This is a genomic window from Erwinia sp. PsM31 (assembly GCF_030433775.1).
GTDB lineage: Bacteria > Pseudomonadota > Gammaproteobacteria > Enterobacterales > Enterobacteriaceae > Erwinia > Erwinia aeris.
In genome coordinates, this window is sequence record NZ_JARUWZ010000003.1 from 232,108 (window position 1) to 253,972 (window position 21,865).

At 58.2% G+C, this 21,865-nt stretch carries 22 protein-coding genes and 1 riboswitch; of the genes, 14 read left to right on the forward strand and 8 right to left on the reverse strand.

Annotation, left to right across the window (positions count from 1 at the left end; genetic code table 11):
* The first annotated feature begins 3 nt into the window (after positions 1 to 3).
* The 4 genes from QCD69_RS04045 to QCD69_RS04060 all read left to right on the forward strand — a co-directional run bounded on the left by QCD69_RS04045 (position 4) and on the right by QCD69_RS04060 (position 4,705).
* Complete coding sequence (locus QCD69_RS04045) at positions 4 to 1,014, forward strand: Zn-dependent oxidoreductase (RefSeq protein ID WP_253460013.1); 1,011 nt, start codon at positions 4 to 6, stop codon at positions 1,012 to 1,014.
* Positions 1,015 to 1,131: 117 nt separating this feature from the next.
* Complete coding sequence (locus QCD69_RS04050) at positions 1,132 to 2,415, forward strand: MFS transporter (protein WP_253460011.1); 1,284 nt, start codon at positions 1,132 to 1,134, stop codon at positions 2,413 to 2,415.
* Positions 2,416 to 2,455: 40 nt separating this feature from the next.
* Entirely contained in the window at positions 2,456 to 3,913 is a 1,458-nt protein-coding gene (locus QCD69_RS04055; RefSeq protein ID WP_253460009.1) for a mannitol dehydrogenase family protein, read from the forward strand.
* Positions 3,914 to 4,018: 105 nt separating this feature from the next.
* Positions 4,019 to 4,705, forward strand: coding sequence for a GntR family transcriptional regulator (locus QCD69_RS04060; RefSeq protein ID WP_253460007.1), 687 nt, complete (start codon positions 4,019 to 4,021; stop codon positions 4,703 to 4,705).
* A 169-nt stretch (positions 4,706 to 4,874) separates the two neighbouring features.
* On the opposite strand, the gene thiD is transcribed toward QCD69_RS04060, so the two are convergent.
* The 3 genes from thiD to QCD69_RS04075 form a co-directional block, all read right to left on the reverse strand.
* Complete coding sequence (gene thiD, locus QCD69_RS04065) at positions 4,875 to 5,672, reverse strand: bifunctional hydroxymethylpyrimidine kinase/phosphomethylpyrimidine kinase (RefSeq protein ID WP_253460005.1); 798 nt, start codon at positions 5,670 to 5,672, stop codon at positions 4,875 to 4,877.
* Positions 5,669 to 6,454 carry a hydroxyethylthiazole kinase gene (gene thiM, locus QCD69_RS04070; RefSeq protein ID WP_301251127.1) on the reverse strand — a complete coding sequence of 262 codons (786 nt, stop codon included), beginning with the start codon at positions 6,452 to 6,454 and terminating at the stop codon, positions 5,669 to 5,671. Before thiM ends, thiD begins: the two co-directional genes overlap by 4 nt.
* Before the next feature lie 32 nt (positions 6,455 to 6,486).
* Positions 6,487 to 6,583, reverse strand: a riboswitch (TPP riboswitch).
* Between the two features lie 72 nt (positions 6,584 to 6,655).
* Complete coding sequence (locus tag QCD69_RS04075) at positions 6,656 to 6,787, reverse strand: hypothetical protein (RefSeq protein ID WP_301251128.1); 132 nt, start codon at positions 6,785 to 6,787, stop codon at positions 6,656 to 6,658.
* Here QCD69_RS04075 and QCD69_RS04080 point away from each other — a divergent pair.
* The 3 genes from QCD69_RS04080 (at position 6,773) to QCD69_RS04090 (ending at position 7,813) form a co-directional block, all read left to right on the forward strand.
* On the forward strand, positions 6,773 to 7,006 hold the full coding sequence (locus QCD69_RS04080; RefSeq protein WP_253460001.1) for a hypothetical protein: 234 nt from the start codon (positions 6,773 to 6,775) through the stop codon (positions 7,004 to 7,006). The two genes, QCD69_RS04075 and QCD69_RS04080, sit on opposite strands and share 15 nt — an antisense overlap.
* 127 nt (positions 7,007 to 7,133) lie before the next feature.
* Positions 7,134 to 7,394, forward strand: coding sequence for a hypothetical protein (locus QCD69_RS04085; protein ID WP_253459998.1), 261 nt, complete (start codon positions 7,134 to 7,136; stop codon positions 7,392 to 7,394).
* Positions 7,391 to 7,813: a GNAT family N-acetyltransferase gene (locus QCD69_RS04090; protein ID WP_301251130.1), complete on the forward strand. Its 423-nt coding sequence runs from the start codon at positions 7,391 to 7,393 to the stop codon at positions 7,811 to 7,813. The genes QCD69_RS04085 and QCD69_RS04090 overlap by 4 nt, the downstream gene beginning before the upstream one ends.
* A 42-nt stretch (positions 7,814 to 7,855) precedes the next feature.
* On the opposite strand, the gene apbC is transcribed toward QCD69_RS04090, so the two are convergent.
* On the reverse strand, positions 7,856 to 8,962 hold the full coding sequence (apbC, locus tag QCD69_RS04095) for an iron-sulfur cluster carrier protein ApbC (RefSeq protein WP_253459992.1): 1,107 nt from the start codon (positions 8,960 to 8,962) through the stop codon (positions 7,856 to 7,858).
* A gap of 163 nt (positions 8,963 to 9,125) precedes the next feature.
* On the opposite strand from apbC, the gene metG reads away from it, so the two are divergent.
* The 7 genes from metG to QCD69_RS04130 all read left to right on the forward strand — a co-directional run bounded on the left by metG (position 9,126) and on the right by QCD69_RS04130 (position 16,950).
* The gene (gene metG, locus QCD69_RS04100) at positions 9,126 to 11,159 is read left to right on the forward strand and encodes a methionine--tRNA ligase (RefSeq protein ID WP_301251131.1); all 2,034 of its coding nucleotides are present in this window, start codon (positions 9,126 to 9,128) and stop codon (positions 11,157 to 11,159) included.
* A gap of 111 nt (positions 11,160 to 11,270) precedes the next feature.
* Positions 11,271 to 11,657 carry a CidA/LrgA family protein gene (locus QCD69_RS04105; RefSeq protein WP_301251132.1) on the forward strand — a complete coding sequence of 129 codons (387 nt, stop codon included), beginning with the start codon at positions 11,271 to 11,273 and terminating at the stop codon, positions 11,655 to 11,657.
* Positions 11,650 to 12,342, forward strand: a complete 693-nt coding sequence (locus QCD69_RS04110) for a CidB/LrgB family autolysis modulator (protein ID WP_301251133.1) — start codon at positions 11,650 to 11,652, stop codon at positions 12,340 to 12,342. Before QCD69_RS04105 ends, QCD69_RS04110 begins: the two co-directional genes overlap by 8 nt.
* A 126-nt stretch (positions 12,343 to 12,468) precedes the next feature.
* The gene (gene cdd, locus QCD69_RS04115; protein ID WP_253459980.1) at positions 12,469 to 13,350 is read left to right on the forward strand and encodes a cytidine deaminase; all 882 of its coding nucleotides are present in this window, start codon (positions 12,469 to 12,471) and stop codon (positions 13,348 to 13,350) included.
* Positions 13,351 to 13,501: 151 nt separating this feature from the next.
* The gene (locus QCD69_RS04120) at positions 13,502 to 15,199 is read left to right on the forward strand and encodes an NAD-dependent malic enzyme (protein WP_253459977.1); all 1,698 of its coding nucleotides are present in this window, start codon (positions 13,502 to 13,504) and stop codon (positions 15,197 to 15,199) included.
* 164 nt (positions 15,200 to 15,363) lie between these two features.
* A complete protein-coding gene (gene sanA, locus QCD69_RS04125) occupies positions 15,364 to 16,101 on the forward strand; it encodes an outer membrane permeability protein SanA (protein WP_253459974.1) in 738 nt (245 codons plus the stop codon).
* 96 nt (positions 16,102 to 16,197) lie between these two features.
* The gene (locus QCD69_RS04130; protein ID WP_301251134.1) at positions 16,198 to 16,950 is read left to right on the forward strand and encodes an SDR family NAD(P)-dependent oxidoreductase; all 753 of its coding nucleotides are present in this window, start codon (positions 16,198 to 16,200) and stop codon (positions 16,948 to 16,950) included.
* Positions 16,951 to 16,996: 46 nt separating this feature from the next.
* Here the strand turns inward: QCD69_RS04130 and mglC are convergent, their stop codons facing one another.
* The 4 genes from mglC to galS form a co-directional block, all read right to left on the reverse strand.
* The gene (gene mglC / locus QCD69_RS04135) at positions 16,997 to 18,007 is read right to left on the reverse strand and encodes a galactose/methyl galactoside ABC transporter permease MglC (RefSeq protein WP_125288171.1); all 1,011 of its coding nucleotides are present in this window, start codon (positions 18,005 to 18,007) and stop codon (positions 16,997 to 16,999) included.
* 17 nt (positions 18,008 to 18,024) lie between these two features.
* Entirely contained in the window at positions 18,025 to 19,533 is a 1,509-nt protein-coding gene (mglA, locus tag QCD69_RS04140; RefSeq protein WP_125288172.1) for a galactose/methyl galactoside ABC transporter ATP-binding protein MglA, read from the reverse strand.
* Positions 19,534 to 19,614: 81 nt separating this feature from the next.
* Positions 19,615 to 20,607 carry a galactose/glucose ABC transporter substrate-binding protein MglB gene (mglB, locus tag QCD69_RS04145; RefSeq protein WP_253459968.1) on the reverse strand — a complete coding sequence of 331 codons (993 nt, stop codon included), beginning with the start codon at positions 20,605 to 20,607 and terminating at the stop codon, positions 19,615 to 19,617.
* 135 nt (positions 20,608 to 20,742) lie between these two features.
* Positions 20,743 to 21,783 (reverse strand): HTH-type transcriptional regulator GalS, encoded by a 1,041-nt coding sequence (galS, locus tag QCD69_RS04150; RefSeq protein ID WP_253459965.1) that lies wholly within the window; start codon positions 21,781 to 21,783, stop codon positions 20,743 to 20,745.
* Positions 21,784 to 21,865 lie beyond the last annotated feature (82 nt).

Sequence of the window (21,865 nt, forward strand, 5' to 3'; positions counted from 1 at the left end):
AAAATGAAAAGCGTCGTTATTGCTAAACCCGGCGAGCTGGTAATTGAGGAGCGCGCCTTACCGGAGCCAGCCGCTGGCGAAGTACGGGTAAAAATAGCCTATGCCAGCATCTGCGGTTCAGACGTGCATATCTGGCACGGCCACAATCCTTTCGCCCGCTATCCGCGCGTGATCGGCCACGAGTTTTTTGGCGTGATCGAGGCAGCAGGCCCGGGCGTAGAGGCATCGCGCGTTGGCGAGCGCGTAGCGGTCGATCCGGTGGTCAGCTGCGGCCACTGCTATCCCTGCTCCGTTGGTCGCCCCAACGTTTGTAGCGAGCTACAGGTGATCGGCGTCCACCGCGACGGCGGTTTTAGCGACTATGCCGTCGTACCGGCGCGCAACGCTTACGTGGTGCCGCCATCGATCCCCGATAAGCTCGCCAGCCTGATCGAGCCTTTTACCATCGCCGCCAATATCTGTGCTTTCCTGAAGCCCGTGCCGGACGATGTTGCGCTGATCTTCGGGGCCGGCCCGATGGGCTTAACCGCTATCCAGGCGCTGAAAGGCGTATTCAACGTGCGTAACGTCATTGTGGCGGACAGGCTGCCGGAAAGGCTGACGATGGCGCAAGAAAACGGCGCGGATACCGTGCTGGATAACAGCGAGATCCCGCTGGCTGCCCAGCTGGAAGGGGTCAAGCCAACGCTGATTATCGATGCCGCCTGCCATCCCGCTATTCTGGCCGAAGCCGTCGCGCTCGCTTCGCCAGCGGCGCGTATCGGGCTACTGGGTTTTTCCGGCGAGCCGTGCACCGTAACGCAGCAAAGCCTGACCAGCAAAGAGCTCTCCCTGTTTACCTCAAGGCTGAATAGCCACCGTTTCCCTCAGGTGATCGAGTGGATGGAAAAACGCCTGATCCAGCCAGAAAAGCTGGTCACGCATTATCTGCCGCTGAGCGAGGTGGAGGCAGCGATGACGCTGTTTGAAAAAGATCCGCGCAGCTGCTGCAAAGTTGTCCTTAAAGTCAGTTAACGAACGCCGGGCTTAACGGTCAGGGCGGTAGTCGGTAAGGGAGGGCCAGCCTCCCGTTACCAGGCTCCCTGAGTCGTCAAGAGAATCACTTAAAACCATAAGAAATAAGGATTTTATATGTTCAAGCATCTCCGCTGGACTATCGTACTCCTGTTGTTTCTGGTCTACATGATCAACTATCTCGATCGTGTGGCGCTCTCTCTGACCGTGCCGATGATTGAAAAAGATCTGTTGCTGAACGCCGAACAGTTCGGTTTGATTTTCGGCAGCTTTTTCTTTGGCTATGCGATTTTCAACTTTGTTGGCGGCCTGGCCACCGATAAATATGGCCCGACGCTGGTGCTGGGGATTGCCGTCGGCCTGTGGTCGCTGTTCTGCGGCTTTACCGCGCTGGCTACCGGCTTCTGGTCGATGCTGATCCTGCGGGTGCTGTTTGGCATGGCCGAAGGGCCGATCTGCGCCTCGGCGAATAAGGCGATCAACGGCTGGTTTCCTAAAAAACAGGCCGCGACCGCGATGGGCTTTCTCAGCGCCGGTTCGCCGCTGGGCGGCGCGGTAGCCGGCCCGATTATCGGCTATCTGGCGCTGGCCTTCGGCTGGCGGCCGGCGTTTATGATTATTTGCTCTATTGGTATCGTCTGGATGGTGGCGTGGTTCTTTATCGCCGCGGATAACCCGTTAAAAAGCCGCCTTGTCAGCGCGCGCGAGCGTGAGCTGATTGCCAGTCTGAAAGCGGAGCAAACCACGCCGGACGAAGAGCTGGCGCAGGCGTCCCACGGCCTGGGCTACTATCTGCGCCAGCCGATTATCCTGGTGACCGCCTTTGCCTTCTTCTGCTACAACTATATTCTGTTTTTCTTCCTGAGCTGGTTCCCGGCCTATCTGGTGCAGGCGCATAACCTTGATATCAAATCGATGAGTATGACTACGGTGATCCCCTGGGTGGTGGGGTTCGTCGGGCTGGCGCTGGGCGGCTTAATCTCCGACAAAATCTTTAAGGTCACCGGTAAGCTCCTGCTCTCCAGAAAAATTGTGCTGGTGGTGTCGCTGCTGGCCGCCGCTATCTGCGTCGCTTTCGCCGGCTCGGTAAAAGGGGTTTATCCGGCCGTTATCCTGATGTCGGTCTCTATCTTTTTCCTCTATATCACCGGGGCTATCTACTGGGCGATTATTCAGGATGTGGTGCATAAAAGCCGCGTCGGCAGCATCAGCGGCTTTATCCACCTGATCGGCAGCCTTTCCGGCATTATCGGCCCTGTCGTTACCGGCTATATCGTGCACCACACCGGCAAGTTCGACAGCGCTTTCGTGCTGGCCGGCGTGATTGCCGCCGTGGGCGCGGTGCTGGTACTGCTGGTGATCAAAAGCCCGAAAAACGCGGCGGCGCGAGTTTCCGTCTGACTGGCGCATTGCGGCGCCTTTTATTTGATAAGGATTTATCATGTTACTTGTCGATGTGTTACCTGAAGGCACCCTCCTCCCGCGTTACGATCGTAGCGCGCTGCGTACGCGTATCGTGCATTTTGGCTTCGGCGCTTTCCATCGCGCTCATCAGGCCGTGTGTACCGACAGGCTGGCCGCCGAGCAGCAAAGCGACTGGGGCTATTGCGAATGCCAGCTTAACAGCGGCGATCTGATTAAAGCGCTGCGCGGGCAGGATTGTCTCTACAGCGTAACGGAAAAAACCGCCGACGAGCTGCGCACCCGCGTGGTTGGCGTGGTCAAAGAAGCGCTCTTTGCGCGCGAAGACGGCGTCGAGCGCGTTATTACCGCGCTCTGCCAGCCGGACGTGGCGATTGTCTCCGCCACCATCACGGAAAAAGGCTACTGCTACCAGCCTGCCAGCGGCGAGCTAAACCTGACGCATCCGTCCATTGTGCATGACCTGGCTCATCCTGAGCAGCCTGTTTCTTTTCCGGGGATCGTGCTGGCGGCCATCAGACGTCGGCGCGCGCTCGGCCTGCCGCCCTTCAGCGTGATGTCCTGCGACAATATGCCGGAAAACGGTCGGGTAACGCGCAACGTCATCACGCAGCTGGCGCAGCAGCAGGAGCCGGCGCTGGCCGACTATATCCGTAAACACCTTACCTTCCCTTCCACTATGGTGGACCGCATCGTGCCCGCCATGACGCCGGAAGCCTTTGACGAACTGAGCCGCAAGCTGGGCTGCGCCGATCCGGTGGGCGTCGAATGCGAGCCTTTTTTCCAGTGGGTCATTGAAGATAATTTTGTGAATGGTCGCCCGGCATGGGAAAAAGCGGGCGCGGAGCTGGTGGCGGACGTCCTGCCGTTTGAGGAGATGAAGCTGCGGATGCTCAACGGCAGCCATTCGCTGCTGGCCTACCTCGGCTATCTGGCTGGCTATGAGCATATCAGCGACTGTATGGACGATCCTTACTACCTCAAGGCCGCCCGCAGCCTGATGCTGGATGAGCAGGCGCCCACGCTGAGCACTAAAAATGTGGATCTGACAGCCTATGCGGATTCGCTGATCGCGCGTTATCGCAACCGGGCGATTAAGCACCGCACTTATCAGATCGCTACCGACGGCACGCAAAAGCTGCCGCAGCGCTGGCTGGACAGTATTCGCTGGCATCTGGCTAACGGCAGCGATTTTACGCTGCTGGCGCTGGGCGTGGCAGGCTGGATACGCTTTGTTGGCGGCGTGGATGAGCAGGGCAAGCCAATCGTCATTAACGATCCGCTGCGTGCGGAGCTGGCGCAGCGGGTAAACGACAGTCAGGAAGGCGATGAGCGCGTCGCCGCTCTGCTCTCGCTGCGGGCTGTTTTTGGCGAGGATCTGCCCGATAATTCGCTGTTCCGCGAAAAAGTCGGCCATTACTACGCGCTGTTATTGAAGTTGGGCGCGAAAGAAACGGTCAGGCAGGTTATCGGCTGACCGCCGCTTAATGGCAAAAGAACTGGCGCTGGCGCAGCAGGCTGATTAGACTGGCTGTTTCCAGCGTCAGGCTTCGCGACGCACTAATGAAATGAAAATTGCCGCATGTCTACTGCCTATATCATTACCGCCAGCGAACCAGTCAATCAGCAAATCTATCGCTTTTTACGCCAGGATATTGTGACCTGCGTAATTTCACCGGGCGCCTTACTGTCTGAAAAAGAGGTTTCTGCCCGTTTCAGCGTCTCGCGCCAGCCGGTGCGGGAAGCCTTTATTAAGCTGGCCGAGGCCGATCTGGTGCAAATTCTGCCGCAGCGCGGCACCTTTGTGCGCAAGATTTCCGCACGACGCGTTGCCGACGGCCGTTTTATTCGTGAAGCGGTGGAAACGGCGGTAATACGGCGAGCGGCGACGGAAGCGACCCCAGAGGCGCTGGCCCGGCTGGAGCATAATTTGCGCCTGCAAAAGCTGTCTGCGGAGCGCAACGACAGCCAGGCGTTTTTGCTGCTGGATGATGAGTTCCACCGCCTTATCGCGCAGAGCATCAACTGTGAGCTGGCATGGGAAACGGTAGAAAATATCAAGGCGACGATGGATCGCGTGCGCTTCCTGACCCTCAGTAAGGTTTCGCCGCCGGAAAGCCTGATCAATCAGCATGAAGAGATCCTGCAGGCGCTGCTGGCGAAAGACGCCGACGCCGCCGAACGGGCGCTGCGGCATCATTTGCAGGAGATGATTTTTTCCATCACGCCGATTGCAGAGCAAAACGGCGCGTGGTTTGAACAGGAGTAATCCTGCCGGGCTGGCGAGCGGTTCCGGCTGCCAGCGCCCTTCCACCCGCGCGTCTAATCACTACCGCTACGCGCGCCGGTTAAGCCGTAACGTTTTCGCTCGCCGATGCACTATTAATCATCCTCTTCCGGCCCGTCAGCAGTTTGCACGCTGATAGCACTCCAGCGCGCTACCACCAGCGGTAGAAATGATGCACCGGGCCAATGCCTTTACCCACTTCCAGCGTATCTGCGTGCTGCAATGCGCCCTGCAGCCACTGTTTCGCTGCGCTTACCGTACCCGGCCAGCTGGTATGACGCGGGCGCAGCGCGGCCAGCGCGGAAGAAAGCGTGCAGCCGGTGCCGTGCGTATTTTTAGTCGGCACGCGCGGCGCGGTAAAGCGCTCTTCTCCTTCCGGGGTCAGCAGCCAGTCCGGGCTTTCGTTGTCGCTCAGGTGGCCGCCTTTCATCAGCACCGCCTGACAGCCCAGCGCCAGCAGCGCCCTGCCCTGTTGCAGCATCTCCTGTTCGTTGCGGGCCGGTGAGCACTCCAGCAGCGCAGCGGCTTCCGGCAGATTCGGCGTGATAATGGAAACCTGCGGCAGCAGTTTTTCCCGCAGCGTCGCCACGGCCCGCCCGGAAAGCAGCGGATCGCCGCTTTTCGCCAGCATCACCGTATCCAACACCCGCCAGGGGATCGCCGCCTTTGCCAGCCCTTCTGCTACCGCCTCCACAATATCGCTGTCCTGCAACATACCGATTTTGACGCTGTCGATGCGCACGTCGCTTAATACCGAGGCTAGCTGGGCCGAAACAAAATCGGCCGCCACGGGATAGACGGCCTGCACGCCGCAGGTGTTCTGCGCCACCAGCGCGGTGATCACGCTGGTACCGTAGGCTTCAAGCGCGGAGAACGTTTTCAGATCGGCCTGGATCCCGGCTCCGCCGCTGGGATCCGTACCGGCGATGGTCAATGCGTTGACTCTCATACCGCCTCCTTGTACAGACGGTAGAGCGCATCGAGAAACAGCGGTTCAAAGGTGCCCGGCCCGTTGGCCGCCGCCGCCGCCTGCTCGCCCGCCTGGCTCATTACCCGACAGGCGGCAGCGATATGCAGCAGCCTGTCGCCCGGCAGTGCGCAAAATGCGGCCACCACGGCGGAGAGCGCGCAGCCCGTGCCGACCACGCGCGTCATCAGCGGAGAGCCGCCCGATACCGCCAGCAGCCGCCGTCCATCGGTGACGTAATCCGTTTCGCCCGTCACGGCAACCACCGCGCCGCTGGACTGCGCCAGCTGAATAGCGGCCTCCAGCGCGGCGGAAGGATGATGCTGGCTGTCGACGCCGCGACCGGAAACCGCCTGTCGGGCCAGCGCCATAATTTCAGAGGCGTTGCCGCGAATGGCGGCAGGACGGAATGCCAGCAGCCGCTGGCAAAAATCGCTGCGAAAAGTCAGCGCGCCGACGGCAACCGGATCCAGCGTCCACGGTCGGCCTGCCGCCGTCGCTCCCTGCACCGCGGCCAGCATCGCTTCGCTACGTGCAGCGGTCAGCGTGCCGACGTTGATCAGCACGGCATCGGCAATGGCGCTGAACTGTGCCGCTTCCACAGGTTCAGTCACCATCGCGGGCGACGCGTCCAGCGCCAGCAGCACGTTAGCCGTCAGGCTTTGTACCACATCATTGGTCAGGCAGTGAACCAGCGGCGACCGCTGGCGGAACAGAGCAAGAGACGCGGCCGGGCTGGCCGTATAGTGAGTAGGTTGGATCATAGCGCTCCCAACCGGCGATCAAGAAGGCGATGCGATAAAGCATCTGACTTCCCTCCGCTGGCATTATCCAGTTCAGGTTCAACGGGTATTTCTCAGCCTTCACAAGGAAGGGCACCCCGAGTCGTAGTGCTTGCCAGCATAGGGAAACGCGCTGTTTTACGCAAGCGCGGAACGGCTTGCTAACGCAGATAGCGCCAGGGTTTACACTGCTGCCAGCGCCAGCGCCAGCAGCAGCAGCGGCGGACGGCATGGATTGGCGGCCTGGCCTGGGATTACACGCTGCCGATAGTCCCTGGCACCCTGCATCTGGGCATGGACATGCACTGGCTTCATCGTCCGGCAGGCCAGGGCAAAGTAACCGTTAGCGATGGCCACAACCGTGACGCCTTCCGTACCGGCAACGGCGGCGATGCGCTGGCTGTGCAAGCGGAGGCCAGGCTGGCCGTTACCGACAATGTGACTTTCTCCACCCGCCTCAACCATCAGCGCAGGCTGCAACGGGAAGGCGCCAACGACTGGCTGCTGGCTGGCGGCGTGACGGTGAATTTCTGATTATTTTCCGGCGGTCTCTTTTGCCGCCGGGAATTTTTGCGTCATACTCTCCGATCCCGTAGCGGCTTTTGATAAAGTCCGCCCATTCGCTAATCTGAACGCCATCCCTGTCCTGACGAGAAGTAAGATGACAAGACCGCTTAATGAACAATACGGCATCAGCGTCGCGGCGCTGCAAATGCTGCACTATCTGCAACAGATAGCGCGCGGCGATCGTGCCTTTACCATTCAGGATACCGTGCTGAATAGCCGCTGTAACGTTACGCCCCCGGACAATTTCCGCCTGCTGGATCAGCTTTTTGAAGCGGGCAAAATCGATTATGACTATCGCGGCACGGGCATTGAGGGCGAAAGACACGTAAAGCCCGTCTGGGGAGAGAACGGATGACGGTACGCGCCTTTACCGAAGCCGACCGCCCTTTTCTGCGCACGCTGTTTCTGGCCGCCCGCAAGGCGAACTGGCACTGGCTTGACGGCAGCGACTGGCAGCTGGAGGATTTCGACCGCGTAACGCTGGGCGAACGCATCCTGGTCGCCGAGCACGACGGCCACCGCACGGGCTTTGCCGCGCTGCTGCCCGCCGATAATTTTTTGCACAGTTTATTTGTCGACCCGGCGTGTCAGGGTCAGGGTATTGGCAGCGAGCTGCTGGAGGCGGTGCAGGCCGGCTTCACGTCGACCGGCGCGCTAAAGTGCCTTAAGGCAAACGACCGGGCGCTGGCTTTTTATCAGGGTCACGGCTGGCAGGTTATCAGCAGCGGTGAAGGCGAACAGGGAGAATATCTGCTGCTGCACTACGTGCTGTAAAAGAAAACGGGCGCCTGGTGCGCCCGTATCGCACATTTGCCGTCAGACTACGCGGAAAGCGATATCGTCCGGGATCACTTCGCCATCCCAGTAGAGCTGTGCGGCGACCTGGCCTGCCAGCTGGCGATACAGCCAGGTAAATTCGCTGTCGGGACGGCGCACCACCGTCGGCATTCCGTCGTCCAGATCCTCGCGCAGCGTGATGTGCAGCGGCAGCTGGCTCAGCAGGCGCGTGTGATACTGTTCCGCCAGCGCCAGCGCGCCGCCGCTGCCGAAAATCGGCTCGTGATGACCGCAGTTGCTGCACACGTGCACGCTCATGTTCTCGACGATGCCCAGCACCGGCACGCTGACCTTTTCAAACATCACAATCCCCTTACGGGCGTCGATCAGCGCGATATCCTGCGGCGTGGTCACCACCAGCGCGCCGGTCACCGGCACGTTTTGCGCCAGCGTCAGCTGAATATCGCCCGTGCCTGGCGGCATATCCAGGATCAGGTAGTCCAGATCCGGCCACAGCGTTTCGTTCAGCAGCTGCATCAGCGCCTTGCTGGCCATCGGCCCGCGCCACACCATCGCGTTGTCATCGGTCACCAGATAGCCGATAGAGTTGGTCGCCAGCCCGTGCGCCATAATCGGCGCCATATGCGTACCGTCCGGCGAGGTAGGCCGTTCGTTTTGCGTGCCGAGCATATCAGGGATCGACGGGCCATAGATATCCGCATCCAGCAGGCCGACTTTCGCGCCTTCGGCCATCAGCGCCAGCGCCAGGTTGACCGCCGTGCTGGATTTGCCGACGCCGCCCTTGCCGGAGCTGACGGCAATAATATTTTTCACACCCTTTACGCCTGGCTGGTTCTTCACCCTTTTCAGCGTGGCGATATCCAGGCTCAGCTTCCAGCTGATGGCGGTGGCATTAGTCAGGCGCAGCAGCTCCGCGCTGGCGCTCTCCTTTAAGGCTTCAAAGCCGCTGTGCCAGGCGAAAGGCATCAGCAGTTCAATATGCAGGGTGTTGTCCAGCATTGCGCAATGGTGCAGCGCCTTCAGCGCGGTGAGGTTGCGCTGTAGCGTCGGATGTTCAAACGTGGTTAAAACGCCCATCACTATCGCGCGCAGCGCTTCAGGTGAATGTTGGGATTGAGGCATCATCCCGGCTCCTTTTTTTCTGTGACGTTATTCAGAGCATATCAGATAAGGCTGTCGGCGGCAGGCAGTAAAAAACGGCACGGTCGGCGCGGCGTTGTTTACGCAGGCCGGGCCTTTCGGGTAACATCGGAACCCCCTATTTTAAACAGGTATAGCAAGTCTCACTATGACTCAAGTCGCGAAAAAAATATTGGTAACGTGCGCACTCCCTTACGCCAACGGTTCTATTCATCTCGGCCACATGCTCGAGCATATCCAGGCGGATATTTGGGTCCGTTACCAGCGAATGCGCGGCAACGAGGTTTACTTCATCTGCGCCGACGATGCGCACGGTACGCCGATCATGCTGAAAGCTCAGCAGATGGGCATTGCGCCTGAGCAGATGATTGCCGAGATGAGTCAGGAACATCAGAATGACTTCGCCGGTTTCAATATCAGCTACGATAACTACCACTCCACGCACAGTGAGGAGAACCGTGAGCTGTCGGAGCTGATCTATACCCGTCTGAAAGAGAACGGTTTTATCAAAAACCGGACTATTTCGCAGCTTTACGACCCGGAAAAAGGCATGTTCCTGCCGGATCGCTTTGTGAAAGGCACCTGCCCGAAATGTAAATCGCCGGATCAGTACGGCGACAACTGCGAAGTGTGCAGCGCCACCTACAGCCCGACCGAGCTGATCGATCCTAAATCCGTGGTGTCCGGCGCGACGCCGGTACTGCGCGACTCCGAGCACTTCTTCTTCGATCTGCCGGAGTTCAGCGCCATGCTACAGGCCTGGACCCGTTCCGGTGCCCTGCAGGAGCAGGTCGCCAACAAGATGCAGGAGTGGTTCGAGTCGGGTCTGCAACAGTGGGATATCTCCCGCGATGCGCCCTACTTCGGCTTTGAAATTCCGGGCGCGCCGGGCAAATATTTCTACGTCTGGCTGGATGCGCCTATCGGCTATATGGGCTCGTTTAAAAATCTCTGCGACAAGCGCGGCGATATTGATTTCGACGCCTTCTGGCAAAAAGACTCCGGGACCGAGCTGTATCACTTTATCGGCAAGGACATCGTCTATTTCCACAGCCTGTTCTGGCCAGCCATGCTGGAAGGCAGCAACTTCCGCAAGCCGAACAACCTGTTTGTCCACGGGTACGTGACGGTTAACGGCGCGAAAATGTCCAAGTCGCGCGGCACCTTCATTAAGGCCAGCACCTGGCTACAGCATCTGGATGCCGACAGCCTGCGCTATTACTATGCCGCCAAGCTCTCTTCGCGCATTGATGATATCGACCTGAATCTGGAAGATTTCGTCCAGCGCGTGAATGCGGATATCGTTAATAAAGTGGTTAACCTGGCGTCCCGTAACGCCGGATTTATCAACAAGCGCTTTGGCGGCAAGCTGTCCGCCGAGCTGGCCGATCCGGCGCTGTATCAATCCTTTGTGGACGCCTCCGCCAGCATTGCGGAAGCCTGGCAGAGCCGTGAGTTTGGCCGTGCGGTGCGTGAAATCATGGCGATGGCGGACGTAGCGAACCGCTACGTTGACGAGCAGGCGCCGTGGGTGGTGGCGAAGCAGGAAGGCCGCGATGCCGACCTGCAGGCGATCTGCTCAATGGGCATCAATATGTTCCGCGTGCTGATGACCTGGCTGAAGCCGGTGCTGCCTTCGCTGAGCGAGCGCGCCGAAGCCTTCCTGAACCAGGAGCTGAGCTGGGACGGTATTGCGCAGCCGCTGCGCGATCACACGCTTTCCGCCTTTAAAGCGCTGTACAACCGCGTCGAGATGGACAAGGTCAACGCGCTGATCGAGGCCTCGAAAGAGGACGCGGCGGCGGCGAACAAACCGGCGCTGACCGGCCCGCTGGCGGACGATCCGATTCAGGAAACCATTACGTTTGACGACTTTGCCAAAGTGGATATGCGTATCGCGCTGATCCAGAACGCCGAGTTTGTCGAAGGCTCCGATAAGCTGCTGCGCCTGACGCTGGATCTGGGCGGCGAAACCCGCAACATTTTCTCCGGCATTCGTACCGCCTATCCGGATCCGTCGGTGCTGGTAGGCCGCCTGACCATGATGGTGGCTAACCTGGCGCCGCGTAAGATGCGCTTCGGCATCTCGGAAGGTATGGTGATGGCCGCCGGCCCTGGCGGCAAAGAGATCTTCCTGCTGTCGCCGGACAGCGGCGCTCAGCCGGGAATGCAGGTAAAATAAGCAACGGAGACGGGCGAAGCGATTCGCCCGTTTTTTTGCGGCCCACTGTGATCTCTGGCACAAATCTCCTGCCGATCGTATGATTAATGCGTTGCAAAACCGGAGCTTATCATGCGTACCGTACTGTTGATCCTCTGGCGCTATCTGCGCGCCTTTCTGATTATCTATCTCTGCCTCTATGCCGGAAACGCGCTGGCGCTGCTGCTGCCGGTCACGATCCCGGGCAGCATTATCGGTATGCTGATCCTGTTTTTTCTGCTGGCTTTTCAACTGGTTCCACCCGACTGGATCAGGCCCGGCAGCCTGCTCCTGATCCGCTATATGGCGCTGCTGTTTGTGCCGATCAGCGTCGGCGTGATGAGCTATACCGACCTGCTCAGCGCGCAGTTCGGCCCGATAGTGGTTTCCTGCGTGGTCAGCACCTTTATTGTTTTGCTGACCGTGGGGCTGGCTTCGCACCAGCTGCATGGCAAAGTGAAAGGAACAGGCGATGAGTGATATCTGGTGGTCTCTGCCGCTGACCATGCTGGTCTTTTTCGGCGCTCGCCGGGTGGCGGCGAAGGTGAAAATTTCTCTGCTCAATCCGTTGCTGATCTCCATGGCGGTCATCATTCCGCTGCTGCTGCTGATGCAGATGCCCTACGCCCGCTATTTTCAGGGCAGCGCGCTCCTGAACCAGCTGTTGCAGCCCGCCGTGGTGGCGCTGGCGCTGCCGCTGTATGAACAGATGCATCAGATCCGCGCGCGCTGGAAGTCAATTATCGGCGTCTGCTTTATCGGCAGCATGACGGCGATGATTTCCGGTACGGCTATCGCGCTGTGGATGGGCGCCACGCCGCAGATAGCGGCGACTATTATGCCTAAATCCGTGACCACGCCGATTGCCATGGCGGTTTCCGCCACGCTGGGCGGCATTCCGGCCATCAGCGCCATTTGCGTGCTGATTGCGGGCGTACTCGGCGCGGTTTTCGGTCATATGCTGCTTAACCTGCTGAAGATCCGCAGCAAGGCCTCGCGCGGTCTGGCGATCGGCAACGCTTCTCACGCGCTGGGTACGGCGCGCTGCTCGGAGCTGGATTACCAGGAAGGCGCCTACAGCTCGCTGGCGCTGGTGATCTGCGGCATTATCACTTCGCTGCTGGCACCGTTTCTTTTTCCGCTACTGATGCATTTCTGGCGATAAAACTTGCGATGCGTCGCGCATTTTGTGGTTCTCTTTCATAAATTGCATAATCTGTGTGATTATAATCACATACATTAGCCTGGCTGCCCGCCAGAATAAGCGGCCACTTATGCAAGAGAAGCCACTATGCAACCACGTTTTCAAGCGGCTTTCGCCGCGCTGCCTTCCCCGCTGCAGGCGGCGTTGCAGCCTTTGCTGACCGACACCTTTCCCGCTTTTTTTACCCCAGAACAAATGGCCGCCATCAGAACCGAAACCGGTCTGGACAACCGCGAACTTACCTTTGCGCTGCTGCCGCTGGCGGCCGCCTGTGCCGTCGCGCCGCTGTCGCGCTTCAACGTCGGCGCGCTGGCGCTGGGCCGCAGCGGCCATCTCTATTTTGGCGCGAACATGGAGTTTTCCGGCGCGACCATGCAGCAAACCGTCCACGCCGAACAGAGCGCGGTAACCCATGCCTGGCTGCGCGGCGAAAAAGGCCTTGAGGCGATTACCGTCAACTACACGCCCTGCGGCCACTGCCGCCAGTTTATGAACGAGCTGAACAGCGGCACCGCGCTGCGCATTCATCTGCCGGGACGCGAACCGGCGACGCTGGGCGATTACCTGCCAGATGCTTTCGGCCCGCGCGATTTAGCGATTGAGACGCTGCTGCTGGACGAGGTCGATCACGGCCTGACCATTACCGGCGACGCGCTGGTCAGGGCCGCGCTTGAGGCGGCTAACCGCAGCCATGCGCCTTACTCGCAGGCGTTAAGCGGCGTGGCGCTGCAAATGGCCGACGGCGCGATTTTTGCCGGCAGCTATGCGGAAAACGCCGCCTTTAACCCAAGCCTGCCGCCGCTGCAGGCCGCGCTGATCCTGCTGAACCTTGCAGGCTACGACGTGCTGCAAATTCAGCGCGCCGTGCTGGCGGAAGCGCCCGATGCCCGCCTTATCCAGCGACAGGCAACCGCCGCGACGCTTCAGGCGCTGGGCTGCGCGACGTTGCAAACCGTGCCGCTGCGCTGATCCGCTTCGCCAGCCCGCAAGCCCCGCTGCCGGCTGGCTTTTTATTGCCAAAAAAGTGCCCGCATTTGTTATAAGCTGTTAACAAATGCTGTACTTTCGGATGAATTATTTTAGGATTGGGCCACTACCGATCCCAGTGAGCATTGATTACATGGAACTCGACTACGAAAGTAAACGCCCTCTCTACATTCCCTACGCTGGCCCTATCCTGCTGGAATTTCCGCTGTTGAATAAGGGCAGCGCCTTCTCTATAGAAGAACGCAATGACTTTAACCTGAACGGTCTGCTGCCCGAGACGGTGGAAACCATTGAAGAGCAGGCCCAGCGCGCCTGGCGTCAGTTTCAGGATTTCAAAAACGCCAACGACAAGCACGTTTATCTGCGCAACATTCAGGACACCAACGAAACGCTGTTCTACCGCCTGCTGGATAATCATCTTGAAGAGATGATGCCGATTATCTATACCCCGACCGTCGGCGCGGCCTGTGAACACTTTTCTGAAATCTATCGTCGCGCGCGCGGGCTGTTTATCTCCTATCCGAACCGCGCCAGCATTGAAGATATGCTGCAAAACGCCACCAAGCAGAACGTGAAGGTCATCGTAGTCACCGACGGCGAGCGTATTCTTGGCCTGGGCGATCAGGGCATCGGCGGCATGGGCATTCCTATCGGCAAGCTGTCGCTGTATACCGCCTGCGGCGGCATCAGCCCGGCCTATACGCTGCCGGTGGTGCTGGACGTCGGCACCAACAACCAGCAGCTGCTGAACGATCCGCTCTATATGGGCTGGCGTCATCCGCGTATCACCGGCGAAGAGTACGATAACTTCGTTAATGAATTTATCCAGGCGGTAAAAAGCCGCTGGCCAAACGTGCTGCTGCAGTTTGAGGATTTCGCGCAGAAAAACGCCATGCCGCTGCTGGAGCGCTATCGCGATGAAGTCTGCTGCTTTAATGACGATATCCAGGGCACCGCCGCCGTCACGCTGGGCACGCTGATCGCCGCCAGCCGCGCAGCAGGCAGCAAAATGAGCGAGCAGAAAGTCGTGTTTTTGGGCGCGGGGTCTGCCGGCTGCGGCATCGCCGAGCAGATTATCGCGCAGATGAAATCAGAAGGTCTGAGCGACGAAGAAGCCCGCGCGCGCGTCTTTATGGTGGATCGCTTCGGCCTGCTCACCGACAAGCAGCCAAACCTGCTCAGCTTCCAGAGCAAGCTGGTGCAGAAGAGCGAGGATCTGGCCGACTGGGATTCCAGTTCCGATTCCCTGTCGCTGCTGGACGTGGTGCGTAACGCGCGCCCGGATATTCTGATCGGCGTTTCCGGCCAGCCCGGCCTGTTCAGCGAAGAGATTATCCGCGAGATGCACAAGCACTGCGCGCGCCCAATCGTCATGCCGCTCTCCAACCCGACCTCCCGCGTGGAAGCAACGCCGCAGGATATTATGGCGTGGACCGACGGTGCCGCGCTGGTCGCGACCGGCAGCCCGTTCGCGCCGGTCACCTGGAAAGAGCAAACGTTCCCGATCGCGCAGTGCAACAACTCCTATATCTTCCCCGGCATCGGCCTGGGCGTGATCGCTTCGGGCGCCACCCGCGTGACCGACAGTATGCTGATGGCCGCCAGCCGCGCGCTGGCCGACTGTTCACCGCTGGTCAACGACGGCGCTGGCCCGGTGCTGCCGGAAGTGAAAGATATTCAGGGCGTGTCGAAAATAATTGCGATGGCCGTAGGCAAAGCGGCGCAGCTGGCCGGCGTGGCGGTGGTCACCTCGGAAGATGTGCTGTCCAAAGCGATTGCCGCCAATTTCTGGTTGCCGCAGTACCGTAACTATCGCCGTACTTCTATTTAATACCGCTGACCGGGCGCGCCGTGCGCCCGGTTTTTATCCCCTTTCCACAGCGTTTGACGATTTTGTGCAAAAAGCCGCCAGCCGGTGCGCTACCGCTTGCTTCACCTCGTCGGGTACAGTAGCCTTGAGCCACCTTTTCGGCTTCAGTCTGAGTACCGTACGGCATGATAAAACGCTTGATCTACGGCCTGATTATCATCGTTACCCTGATGGTAATAACCGCGCTCGGCCTGGATCGCTGGATAAGCGTCAAAACCGCGCCTTACGTCTACGATAATCTCAAATCCCTGCCCCATCGTCAGGTCGGCGTCGTATTAGGCACGGCAAAATATTATCGTACCGGCGTCATCAATCAGTATTACCTTTATCGGATGCAGGGCGCGCTCAACGCCTATAACAGCGGCAAGGTTAACTATCTGCTGCTGAGCGGCGATAATGCGCAGCAAAGCTACAACGAGCCGATGACCATGCGGCGGGATTTGATTGCCGCCGGCGTGGCGCCTGCCGATATTGTGCTGGATTACGCCGGCTTCCGTACGCTGGATTCTATCGTGCGCACGCGCAAGGTCTTCGACACCAACGACTTCATCATCATCACCCAGCGTTTCCACTGCGAGCGCGCGCTGTTTATTGCGCTGCATATGGGTATTCAGGCGCAGTGTTACGCGGTGCCCTCGCCGAAGAACATGCTGAATATCCGCACCAGGGAAGTGGCGGCTCGCCTGGGCGCGCTGGCCGATCTGTATCTGATGAAGCGCGAACCGCGCTTTTTGGGGCCGCTGGTGCCGATCCCGGCGCGGCACGAAGTCCCGGAAGATGCGCAGAGCTATCCGGCGGTCACGCCTGAACAGCTGCTGGAGCTGGAACAAAAAATGAAGGCGGATGCCCGTCCGCCAGCGTGACATGCCGCCGTTAACGCACTGATTGTTATGAACCTGCCCGCTTCTTCTGTCAGTCTGTCTGCCGAATAGATCACTAAACGTTAACAGGAGAGACAAATGGATCTGAACTTGAAGGATCGTCGCGTACTGGTCAGCGGCGGCTCGCGCGGCATTGGACGAGCAATTGTGGAATGCTTTCTTGCCGAAGGCGCACGAGTGGAGTTTTGCGCGCGCAGCCCTGAAGGCGTGCAGGAAGCGCAACAGGCGCTGGGTTCACGCGCAAACGGCACGGCGGTCGATGTCACCTCCCCAGAGCAGATGCAAACATGGATTCAGGAAGCGGCAAACCGCCTTGGCGGGCTGGATATTATCGTGCCTAACGTCAGTGCGCTGGCGGCAGGCAGCGATCCGGACGTGTGGCGTAAAGCGTTCGACACCGACCTGATGGGCACCGTAACGATGGTGCAGGCCGCCCTTCCTTACCTGAAAAAATCCTCTGCGGCATCCATAGTGCTGATCTCCAGCGTGGCGGGACGCGAGGTCGATATGTTTGCCGAGCCGTACGGCATCATGAAAGCGGCGCTGATCCATTACGGCAAAACCTTATCGGAACGCCACGCGGCAGACGGCATTCGCGTGAATACCGTTTCGCCGGGCAACGTTTATTTCAGTGAAGGCGTGTGGGGCGATATTGAACGCAACCAGCCGGAAACCTTTGCCAAATGCCTGGCGGCGAATCCGCTGGGAAGAATGGCGACGCCGCAGGAAGTAGCGAAAGCCACGGTGTTTCTTGCCAGCGAGGCGGCCAGTTTCACCACCGGCACTAATCTCCTGGTGGACGGCGGGCTGACCAAAGGCGTGCAGTTCTGACAGGAAAAAGAGAAAGGCCGGGCTGGCCTTTCTCTATAGAAGCACACTATTTCTTGCGGGCGTATTTCAGGGAGTCGAGCGCCACGGCGAAAATAATGATGCCGCCTTTGATAATGTACTGCCAGTAAGGGTTAACGCCGATATAGGTCAGGCCGTAGTTGATAACGGTGAAAATCAGCACGCCCGTTACCACACCGGCCACGGTGCCCACGCCGCCGGCGAAGGAGACGCCGCCTACTACGCAGGCCGCAATCGCATCCAGCTCGTACATAAAGCCCAGGTTATTGGTTGCCGAGCCGATACGTCCCGCTTCCAGCATCCCGCCGAAGGCGTAGAACACGCCGGAAAGCGCATAAATCAGGATCAGGTTGAAGTTAACGTTCACGCCCGACACTTTTGCCGCTTCCGGGTTGCCGCCGATAGCAAAGATGTTTTTGCCAAAGCGGGTCTTGTTCCACAAAATCCAGACAAAGAAGATAGCAATAGCCGCATAGAACGTAATGTAGGAGAGCTTGAAGTCGCCCAGGCGAATAAAGCCCTGCGCAAAGGTCGAGAATTTCTCATCGAACCCGGCGATCGGCGAAGCGCCTACATAGTCGTAATAAAGCGAGTTAATGCCGTAAACGATAATCATCGTGCCCAGCGTGGTGATAAAAGGCGTCACCTTCAGATAGGCGATGATCACGCCGTTGATCAGGCCAATCAGGCCGCCGACAACGCAGACAATCAGGATAACCAGCGGGATCGGCACGGTATCCATATGTGGAAACACCTTGTTGGCGTTATCCATCGCCTGGAGCAGCGTCGCCGCCACTACCGCGGCCAGACCAACCTGACGACCGGCGGAAAGGTCGGTGCCCTGCGTTACAATCAGCCCGGCCACGCCAAGCGCAATAATAATGCGCACGGAGGACTGGGTCAGAATATTACTCAGGTTCATCAGGCTTAAAAATGTCGGATCCTGGAAAATAATAATCGCCAGCAGAACCAGCAACACAACATAGATGCCACCCTCTTTCAGCCAGGTGAGCGCATTCTTCTTATTCACAGCATTCATGGACAGCCCTTACCTCATTAAAGGTGCTTGGATGCTAAACGTAATATTTCGTTTTGCGTGGTAGTTTTGGTTTCGACAATGCCTGCGACCATGCCGTTGCTCATGACCAGGATCCTGTCGGTAATGCCCAGCAGCTCCGGCATTTCGGAAGAGATAATAATGATGCCCTTCTCTTTTTTCGCCAGATCGGAAATCAGCTGATAAATTTCAAACTTTGCGCCGACGTCGATGCCGCGCGTCGGTTCGTCCAGCATTAATATTTCCGGCTGGGTTAACAGCCAGCGGCCAATAATGACTTTCTGCTGGTTGCCGCCCGAAAGCGAGCCGATAGAGGTCGCGTGTCCCGGTGTTTTTACCCGCATGGCATCGATAACCCATTGGGTATCGCTTTTCATCCGGTTATTATCCAGCAGGCCAATCGAGTTTTTATATTTGCGAATATTTGAAATCAGCGAGTTAAAACCGATATCCAGAAACGCATAAATCCCCGTGGCGCGACGCTCCTCCGTCACCAGCGCAAAGCCGTGATTAATCGCTTCGTTAGCCGAGTTATTGTTGATTTTTTTGCCGTGCAGCTTAATGGTGCCGCCGGACTTTTCGCGGATGCCGAACAGCGTTTCCACGATATCGGTACGTTTAGCCCCCACCAGCCCGGCCACGCCAAGGATTTCGCCCTTGCGCAGATCGAACGAAATATCGCGAATAGACGGCTGGCGCAGTGAGGTAAGGTTACGCACCTCCAGGATAGTTTCGCCCGGCACGTTGGACTTATCCGGGAAGCGCTGGTTCAGCGAGCGCCCTACCATCATGGCGATGATCTTATCCATATCCAGCCCTTCCAGCGGCTGGGTAGCGATCCACTGGCCGTCGCGCAAAATAGTAATTTCGTCGCACAGCTGGAAAATCTCTTCCATCTTGTGGGAGATATAAACTATGCCGCAGCCGCGATCTTTTAATTTACGGATAATAGTGAACAGGTGGTTCACTTCTTTTTCCGTTAATGAAGAGGTCGGCTCGTCCATAATGACAATTTTGGCATCATAAGAGAACGCTTTAGCTATCTCTATCATCTGCATCTGCGAAACGGAAAGGTTAATCACTTTGTCGCGCGGATCGATATCAATATCCAGCTCTTCAAAAATGGCTTTGGTATCGCGATACATTTTATCCTGGTCGACGAAAAAGCCTTTTCGCGGATAGCGGCCCAGCCACATGTTATCCATGACCGTGCGCTGTAAAACCAGGTTTAATTCCTGATGCACCATAGATACGCCGTTTTCCAGCGCCTCTTTGGAACTTTTAAAGTCGATCTCTTTGCCCTGAAAAAGAATGCTTCCCGTGTCTTTGCTATAAATACCAAACAGGCATTTTAATAAAGTCGATTTGCCCGCGCCGTTTTCCCCCATCAGCGCGTGAACCGAATGGGGACGAATTTTTAAATTAACGTTATCTAACGCCTTTACGCCCGGAAAGGACTTGCTGACGTTAGTCATTTCCAGCAGATACTGCCCCTGATCGCTGCTCATAATTCTACCTGGCGGATCGTTTTACGATCGGGCCCGTTCTGCGACGGGCCCGGTAACGGACGCGAGTGCGCCCGGAAAGACTTATTTACTGAACTGAGCGAGGTTCTCTTTATCAACCGGCACATAGGCCACGCGCACCACTTTACCTTCCAGCTTGTAGTTGGTGCCTTCGGTCGCCGGTTTGCCCGCCGCCAGGTTTTTCGCCATTTCAAAAGTGGCTCTGGCCTGGTTTTCCGCATCGTTCAGCACGGTGCCTTCCATCGCGCCGGATTTCACCATCGCCATCGCTTCCGGCAACGCATCCACGCCGAAGACCGGTACGGACGTTTTGTTATGCGCCTTCAGCGCTTCTACCGCGCCCATCGCCATCGCATCGTTATTGGCGATCACCACTTCGATTTTGTTGCCGTTCGGGCCGGAGAGCCACGCGTCCATCTTGTCTTTTGCCTGAGCGGTATCCCACATGGCGGTATCCAGATGCAGCTGCTGCGTTTTCAGGCCGTCTTTATTCAGGGTTTCGATCACGTATTTGGTACGCGCTTCGGCATCCGGGTGGCCCGGCTCGCCTTTCAGCAGCACAAACTGCACCACGCCGTCTTTGTTCAGATCCCAGTTGGCATTGGCTTTCCAGTGTTTCTCAATCAGCTCGCCCTGCTTGACGCCGGACTCTTTAGAATCGGTACCGACATAGTAAGCCTTGTCGTAGCTGGCCAGCGCTTTAGCAGAAGGCTCTTTGTTGAAGAAAACAATCGGAATATCGTTGGCTTTGGCTTTACTGATAACCACCGCCGCCGCCGCCGGATCGACAAGGTTAATCGCCAGCGCCTTCACGCCTTTCGCCACCATCACGTCAATCTGATCGTTTTGCGTTGACTGGCTGTTCTGCGAATCGTTCATCAGCAGCTGAATGCCGCTGCTGTTTTTCGCTTCCTTCTCGATATCCTTGCGCACCACGGACATAAAGTTGTCATCATATTTATAAATGGTTACGCCAATGCGGGTATCGGCCGCCTGCGCCGTTGCGCCAAACATCATGCTGGCAACCAGGGCTGTGAGGGTGAATGCCTTCTTCATTGTTCTCTCCGGTTCTTTGTAGGGTCGGTATGCGTGTGCAGCCGGACCGTGTTGTTATTCTGTCCCGGCCAGGCACGGCCATCTTAGTGAAGCAGATGTTAATTAACTGTGAACTTACTCACGGATTGAAAACGGTTACATGGCGGTATCGTTGCGTATAGTGATCGCCGCCACACTTTGGCAGGGCGCGACGGAATGACGGCGCACCAGCGTTGGCATAAAGCAGTGACCGGCCGACTCGTCCAGCAGGCCCGCCGCGCCTTTCAACGCCAGTTCGGTAGCCAGTTTAGCCATGGAAACAATAGGATAGCGGACGGTCGTCAGCTGCGGGTCGGTATAGCGGGAAATGGGGATATCGTCGAAGCCAATCACCGACAGCTGCTGCGGCACCGCAATGCCGTTATCTTTCAGCGCGGTCAGTGCCCCGGCGGCCATGCTGTCGTTATAGGCGAACACGGCGCTGAGGTGGAGATTACGCCCCAGCAGCTCCACCATCGCCGCCTCTCCGCCCTGCATATCCGGCTCGGCGCTGGCGATCCAGCTTTCGGCAGGCTGGGTAGCCTGCTCGGCCAGCGCCTGCCGCCAGCCCGCGCGTCGCTGGTCTGTATCTTCGATAGTATGGCTCGACCCCAGATAACCGATGCGCCGGTGGCCCTGCTGTTGCAACATGCGCATCGCCATCAGCGCGCCGCTGACGTTGTCCAGGCAGACGCAGCGGTGCGCGTAGCCCGGCACGACGCGGTTGATCAGCACCATGCCGGGCACCTGATCCATCAGCGAGGCCAGCTCGTCGTCTGCCAGGGCTTTGGCATGAACGATCAGCGCGCCGCAACGCTGACGGATCAGCACCTCGATAGCGTGCCGCTCTTTGTCCGCCTGATGATAGGAGTTGTTGATAAGTACGTGTTTTTGCATACGCTGCGCGACGGTATCCACCGCTTTGACCAGCGCGCCGAAGAAGGGATCGGAGACGTCCATCACCACCACGCCGATGGTATCGCTGACCTGGGAAGCCAGCGCCTGCGCGTTGGCGTTGGGTCGGTAGCCCAGCTGGCCGACGATGCCCAGCACTTTTTCCCGCGTTTCCTGTGTGACCGCCGCGCTGTGGTTAAGCACGCGTGAAACCGTCGCCACCGACACGCCAGCCTCACGGGCTACATCGCGAATGGTGATCATGGCTGACTGCCTGTGGAAGATAAGGTTTGCATAGCCCTCCCGGATGCGTTGTTTGCGGGGCTATTCTGACAAAGGGCAAGGC

What these genes read in the sequence shown, in the direction of transcription:
- QCD69_RS04045 (WP_253460013.1), top strand. Translation starts at nt 4, where the DNA reads ATGAAAAGCGTCGTTATTGCTAAACCCGGCGAGCTGGTAATTGAGGAG.
- QCD69_RS04050 (WP_253460011.1), top strand. Translation starts at nt 1,132, where the DNA reads ATGTTCAAGCATCTCCGCTGGACTATCGTACTCCTGTTGTTTCTGGTC.
- QCD69_RS04055 (WP_253460009.1), top strand. Translation starts at nt 2,456, where the DNA reads ATGTTACTTGTCGATGTGTTACCTGAAGGCACCCTCCTCCCGCGTTAC.
- QCD69_RS04060 (WP_253460007.1), top strand. Translation starts at nt 4,019, where the DNA reads ATGTCTACTGCCTATATCATTACCGCCAGCGAACCAGTCAATCAGCAA.
- thiD (WP_253460005.1), bottom strand. Translation starts at nt 5,672, where the DNA reads ATGAGAGTCAACGCATTGACCATCGCCGGTACGGATCCCAGCGGCGGA.
- thiM (WP_301251127.1), bottom strand. Translation starts at nt 6,454, where the DNA reads ATGATCCAACCTACTCACTATACGGCCAGCCCGGCCGCGTCTCTTGCT.
- QCD69_RS04080 (WP_253460001.1), top strand. Translation starts at nt 6,773, where the DNA reads ATGCACTGGCTTCATCGTCCGGCAGGCCAGGGCAAAGTAACCGTTAGC.
- QCD69_RS04075 (WP_301251128.1), bottom strand. Translation starts at nt 6,787, where the DNA reads ATGAAGCCAGTGCATGTCCATGCCCAGATGCAGGGTGCCAGGGACTAT.
- QCD69_RS04085 (WP_253459998.1), top strand. Translation starts at nt 7,134, where the DNA reads ATGACAAGACCGCTTAATGAACAATACGGCATCAGCGTCGCGGCGCTG.
- QCD69_RS04090 (WP_301251130.1), top strand. Translation starts at nt 7,391, where the DNA reads ATGACGGTACGCGCCTTTACCGAAGCCGACCGCCCTTTTCTGCGCACG.
- apbC (WP_253459992.1), bottom strand. Translation starts at nt 8,962, where the DNA reads ATGATGCCTCAATCCCAACATTCACCTGAAGCGCTGCGCGCGATAGTG.
- metG (WP_301251131.1), top strand. Translation starts at nt 9,126, where the DNA reads ATGACTCAAGTCGCGAAAAAAATATTGGTAACGTGCGCACTCCCTTAC.
- QCD69_RS04105 (WP_301251132.1), top strand. Translation starts at nt 11,271, where the DNA reads ATGCGTACCGTACTGTTGATCCTCTGGCGCTATCTGCGCGCCTTTCTG.
- QCD69_RS04110 (WP_301251133.1), top strand. Translation starts at nt 11,650, where the DNA reads ATGAGTGATATCTGGTGGTCTCTGCCGCTGACCATGCTGGTCTTTTTC.
- cdd (WP_253459980.1), top strand. Translation starts at nt 12,469, where the DNA reads ATGCAACCACGTTTTCAAGCGGCTTTCGCCGCGCTGCCTTCCCCGCTG.
- QCD69_RS04120 (WP_253459977.1), top strand. Translation starts at nt 13,502, where the DNA reads ATGGAACTCGACTACGAAAGTAAACGCCCTCTCTACATTCCCTACGCT.
- sanA (WP_253459974.1), top strand. Translation starts at nt 15,364, where the DNA reads ATGATAAAACGCTTGATCTACGGCCTGATTATCATCGTTACCCTGATG.
- QCD69_RS04130 (WP_301251134.1), top strand. Translation starts at nt 16,198, where the DNA reads ATGGATCTGAACTTGAAGGATCGTCGCGTACTGGTCAGCGGCGGCTCG.
- mglC (WP_125288171.1), bottom strand. Translation starts at nt 18,007, where the DNA reads ATGAATGCTGTGAATAAGAAGAATGCGCTCACCTGGCTGAAAGAGGGT.
- mglA (WP_125288172.1), bottom strand. Translation starts at nt 19,533, where the DNA reads ATGAGCAGCGATCAGGGGCAGTATCTGCTGGAAATGACTAACGTCAGC.
- mglB (WP_253459968.1), bottom strand. Translation starts at nt 20,607, where the DNA reads ATGAAGAAGGCATTCACCCTCACAGCCCTGGTTGCCAGCATGATGTTT.
- galS (WP_253459965.1), bottom strand. Translation starts at nt 21,783, where the DNA reads ATGATCACCATTCGCGATGTAGCCCGTGAGGCTGGCGTGTCGGTGGCG.